A 4,714-nucleotide genomic window follows, 5' to 3' on the forward strand; every position below is an offset into this window, starting at 1 on the left:
TGATCAACGCCGAATCCCTCCCCGACGACCCCACCCCCCACGACTCCGAACACGGCACCGCCCCCGGGCAATCCACCCACCACAGCACCACTCCCCGCGACGCTCCTCCCAGCGACGCCACTCCCGGCGACGCCGCACCTGGCGATGTCGCGCCCGAAGACGGCACCTCCGAAGACGGCACCTCCGAGGGCACCACGTCCGGTGACACCGTGCCTGATGACGCCACGCCCGGCGGCACCGCGTCTGACGACGTCACTCCCGGCAAGATCGCGCCCGACGACACTGCGTCTGAGGACACTCCGTCTGAGGACACCGTGCCCGGCGATGCAGTACCAGGTGGCATCGCGCCCAGCGGCACCGTGCCTGATGTCACCATGCCCGACGACACTCTGCATGGTGACGCCGTGCCTGATGGCACCATGCCCGACGACACCGTGCCCGGTGACATCGCGCCTGGTGACGCCGTCTGGAGCGACGGCCCGGCGCTTGCGACCGGCAAAGGGACCGGCCCGGGAACCCGCGAGGACGCCGGTGACGACCTCGATCCTGATCACGCTCCCGGCGCCGCTTCTGTGCCCGCGCCCGCCCCCGAATCCGATCCCGTTCCCGATGCCGCTTCCGAGCCTGCTCCCGGGTTCCGTCCTGGGACCTTCCCCAGGGCCGGTCACAGAGACGACCGAGGGGACGACCAAGGGGACGCGGCGCCAGGCGGTGATCCCACCTGCGGTCAGCGTTCTGAGTGGCCCGCCGAGAACTCACGCGAAGACCGCACCCCCATCCGTCCGGCCACCACAGGTGACGACGAGCCCGGCCCCGCGGCCGAGGCCAGCCCACTGGCCGAGCTCGGCGCTGCGGCCGGGACCGGAGGCACTGACGAGCCCGGAAGCGTCGACGAGCCCGGAAGCATTGACGAGCCCGGAAGCGCTGAGGAGCCGGAGATCGAGAGCGGCTCGGGGACCCGCACCGGCATCCGCAACCGGGCCGGTGAAGACGAGCACACCGCGGACACCACTCCCGCCGGTGCCGACCTCGGCACGCACCCAGCAGACCCCGCCACCGGCGACCCCGGCGACCCCAGCGGAGGCGATCCCGGCAGGAGCGCCCCTGGCAGCGGCAACCCCGGAGACCCCAGCGGAGGCGATCCCTGTGGGGGTGTGGACCCCGGGGGTGCGGCTTCCAGGAGCACAGGCTTCCGCTTCTGGAGCGTCGACGGTGGGTTCGGGGATAGCGGACTCGGGGCCGGGGACTGGCGGTGGCAGTCGGTGTTGCGCACCCTGCCCGGGCTGCTGCCGTCCACCGGACACCTGCTGCCCATCACCGACATCCACCGCCTGGCCCGCACCTCCACCCTGGTCCGCCTGGTGATGAACACCGAGGGGCAGGTCCTGGACATGGGCCGCAAGACCCGCCTGGCCACCCCCGCCCAACGCCGCGCCATCGCCGCCCGCTACGACACCTGCTGGGTGAAAGGCTGCCCCCTCCCCGCGAGCATGTGCCAGATCGACCACATCGACAACTGGAGCGAAGGCGGCCGCACCGACCTGGCCAGACTCGGCCCCGCCTGCCAATTCCACAACCGCGACCGCTACCTGCACCCCGACCGCTACCAACGCCGCAAGATCGGCCCCGACCGCTGGGAGTTCATCTACATCGGCCCCTCCCGTGTGGGCAGAAGCGGGGTTCGGCCTCTCGACTGGGAGACGCCGGAAAGATCGGAGAGGTCGGAAAGGCCGGAGAAGTCGGAAAGGACCGTCACCAACACCAACGCCAAGGCGCCCTCTCCGGTAAGGGAAGAGCAGGCGCCTCCCGAAGGGACACTTCCCCAAGAGGCAACAACGCCTAAAAAGGCAAGACCCGCCTGAGGGGCGAAGACTTCAGGGAGATGCGGGGACAGTTGCCGGATCGTGAAAACTGACCTGAAGGCCGATCCCCTGGGATACCGCCGCACCACAGGGGGTCTGGGTCCGAGATCTGGGCAGCATCAGGAAACCGTTGGCAGTGGAGCTACCGCTGCACTGCGATCAGCATCCGGTGTGCTCGACGAGGATGATCCGAACGTTTCGAAGAGCACCCCAACCCTCCCAGAACGTGAAGATACCCGTTTGTCGTTGGCGGCCTCCAAGACCTGCGCCGGATACGGCATCGCCGCCTCGATCCCTGCCGCCACGATCCCTGCCACCCTGACCCCTCTTCATGATCGTAAGAACGGGAAGGGTTCTGCTCAGATGTTTCGATCGTTGTCGTCGGCGGCCTCCAGCACCGGACCGCACTGGTCACAGCAGGGCACGGGTACCGGTGGCGCCGGCCCTGCGATCGGTCAGGATTCGAGAAGCGGGCCGCGCCGCCGCCGTCCTAGCGTTGGCGACATGACACAGAACCAGCAGGCAGGCAGCCGCTCAGGGCGTGGACGCGGTTCACCCGGGCCGGTGTCACGATGGATCCTGCACCGGATGAACGCCCGGGTGAACCGCAAGATCCGACGTGGCCGCGACAGGGTCATGGGCATGGACGTACTGATCCTGAACACGGTGGGGCGCCGGAGCGAGCAACCGCGGGAATCGCCTCTGGCGTGGTTCGCCGACGGCGAGAACGCGTGGCTGATCGTCGCATCGGGCGGTGACAACCGGCACCCGGACTGGTACCTCAATCTGATGGCACACCCAGAGCGGGCGTCGATCGAACTGCCCGGCCGCGAACCCCTGCCAGTGACACCGCACCGGCTCGACGGCAGCGATCTCGAACAGGCATGGCAGCGCATCATCACCGCCCAGCCTCGCTACGCCAAGTACCAGAGCAAATCCGACCGGGAATACCCCGTGGTCCGGCTAACCCCGCGGTGACCGCGGTCCTGGCCCCCGTCTCGCCCTGAGGCTGCCGCGGGTCGTCGACTCCCTTGATCTGATCGCCCTCTCACACACGAGTCGAGCAGGTCGATCACATCGGGATCGGCAGGGCCGGCCTGACGGCCAGAGCGCACAGGAGGTCCTTCACATCCTGTCCTGGTCGTGACCGTACGGATCGTCCGCCGCGGCGAGCTCGGCGGCGGTGACCGTACGCAGGAAGGGCACGGCGAGCAGGGCGACCGCCACGGCGAAGACGGCGAAAGCGGGCCGGAGACCGAAGGCGTCGGCCAGCACCCCGGCGAGGCCCGCGCCGAGCGGGAGGGTCCCCCAGCCGAGCAGCCGGGCGGCGGAGCCGTACCTGCCGAGCAGGCGGTCGGGGACGAGGGACTGGGAGATGGTGCGGGCGTTCACCGTCCACAGTGTTCCGCCCATGCCACCGACGAAGGCGGCGGCACCGACGGCCCAGGCCGCCGGGAGCACGGCGGGCACGACCATCATCAGGAACGTCCCGACCAGATCGGCGAACAGCGCCCACCGGACGCCGAGCAGTCGGTTGACCACCGAGGTGGAGACGGCGCCGGCCAGGCCGCCCGCGCCGATGGCGCCGACCAGCAGGCCGTACCCTGCTGGATCCAACTCCAGTACGGACGTCGCGTAAGACGGCAGCAGGGCGAGCCAGGCGCTCCAGCTCCCAGCCAGCACGGCGATCGTCAGCGAGAGCGTGCGCAGCAGCCGATGTCGCCAGAGAAAAACCAGCCCTTCACGGATGTCGGCGACCATGCTCGCCCTTCCGGCCCTGGAGGCTCTCTCAACCCTGGAGTCTCCCCCAGCCCTGGAGTCTCCGGTGGCACAGTGATCTCCGGCGGCCCCGGCATCTCCGACGGCGATGTGCTCTCCATGGGCTCGGAAGCGGCCGACCAGCAGGGTCATCAGGACCGCGCCGACGGCGAAGGCGGCTGTCGCGGAGCCGAGCGCGACGGCCGCCCCGATGCCGACGAGCAGGCCGCCGATCGCCGGCCCGCAGAACTCGTTGGCCACGGTCTCGGTCCCGGCGATCCAGGCGTTGGCACGGGTGCGCCGCTCCACAGGGACGGCGGCGGGAATCATGGCGCTGACGGCGGTGTCGGCCACCACCTCGGCGAGACCGACGACGAGCCCCGCGGCGTACAGAACCGACAGCGTCGGCGCCCCCGCCGTACTCGCGGAGAGCAGTGCGGCGATGGCGACCAGCCGGAAGAGGTTCGCCCCGACCGCGAGCCGGCGTCGATCGACCCGGTCGGCGAGCACGCCCACGGGGAGCGACACCAGCAGCCACGGCAGTGTGAGCGTGAGCGCCACCGCGGCCACCTGCCCGGCGGAGCCTCCGGCGGCCACGGCGAGGATGGGCAGTGAGATCTTGATGACGCCGTCGGCCAGGTTCGTGATGCCCGTCAACGCCACGAGCACGGCCTCGTTTCTGCCGCTCCCCCGCTCTGCCCGGATCACCGTCTCGGTCATGCCGCCCCCTTCTCCAACCGGCTATCGGATTAGATGGTGAGAGACTAACCGGCTATCGTGATAAGTGGAATAGGCAGGCGGTTGGAATAGAGTCGGCTCGGAGGAGCGTGCACAGTCATGACAGAGCCATCCGCCCACGCGGCCCTGATCCTCGACTTCGCCAACACGCTCGACGTCGAAGCCGGCACGGACGTGATCACCACTGTGGACGAGCTGTCAGCCTGGGCGCGGGATCGGGGACTGCCCGGCGAGGTGGACGAGACCACCCATGTCCGGGCGATATCGCTGCGCGCCGGTCTGCGTGCACGACTGCTGCTGAACAACATCGGGGTGCCCGACACCGCGGAGGCCGCCGAGGCCGCCCGGGCGATCGA

At 69.7% G+C, this 4,714-nt stretch carries 4 protein-coding genes; 3 read left to right on the forward strand and 1 reads right to left on the reverse strand.

What is annotated here, in order from left to right:
- Both AP234_RS33715 and AP234_RS33720 read left to right on the forward strand, forming a co-directional pair.
- Positions 1-1,862 (forward strand): DUF222 domain-containing protein (locus AP234_RS33715; protein WP_152990775.1); only part of this gene is annotated, 1,862 nt, incomplete at its 5' end.
- Positions 1,863-2,366: 504 nt separating this feature from the next.
- On the forward strand, positions 2,367-2,840 hold the full coding sequence (locus tag AP234_RS33720) for a nitroreductase/quinone reductase family protein (protein WP_055483823.1): 474 nt from the start codon (positions 2,367-2,369) through the stop codon (positions 2,838-2,840).
- A gap of 147 nt (positions 2,841-2,987) precedes the next feature.
- Here AP234_RS33720 and AP234_RS33725 read toward each other — a convergent pair whose 3' ends face one another.
- On the reverse strand, positions 2,988-4,340 hold the full coding sequence (locus AP234_RS33725; protein WP_055483824.1) for an MFS transporter: 1,353 nt from the start codon (positions 4,338-4,340) through the stop codon (positions 2,988-2,990).
- A 117-nt stretch (positions 4,341-4,457) separates the two neighbouring features.
- On the opposite strand from AP234_RS33725, the gene AP234_RS37560 reads away from it, so the two are divergent.
- Positions 4,458-4,714, forward strand: a 257-nt coding sequence (locus tag AP234_RS37560) for an ABATE domain-containing protein (RefSeq protein ID WP_200926844.1), incomplete at its 3' end; no start/stop codon positions are given.

Source organism: Sphaerimonospora mesophila, from assembly GCF_001417795.1.
Taxonomy (GTDB): Bacteria; Actinomycetota; Actinomycetes; order Streptosporangiales; family Streptosporangiaceae; genus Sphaerimonospora; species Sphaerimonospora mesophila.

Coding starts and splice junctions, on each gene's coding strand:
- AP234_RS33725 (WP_055483824.1), bottom strand. CDS start 4,340: ATGACCGAGACGGTGATCCGGGCAGAGCGGGGGAGCGGCAGAAACGAG.
- AP234_RS33720 (WP_055483823.1), top strand. CDS start 2,367: ATGACACAGAACCAGCAGGCAGGCAGCCGCTCAGGGCGTGGACGCGGT.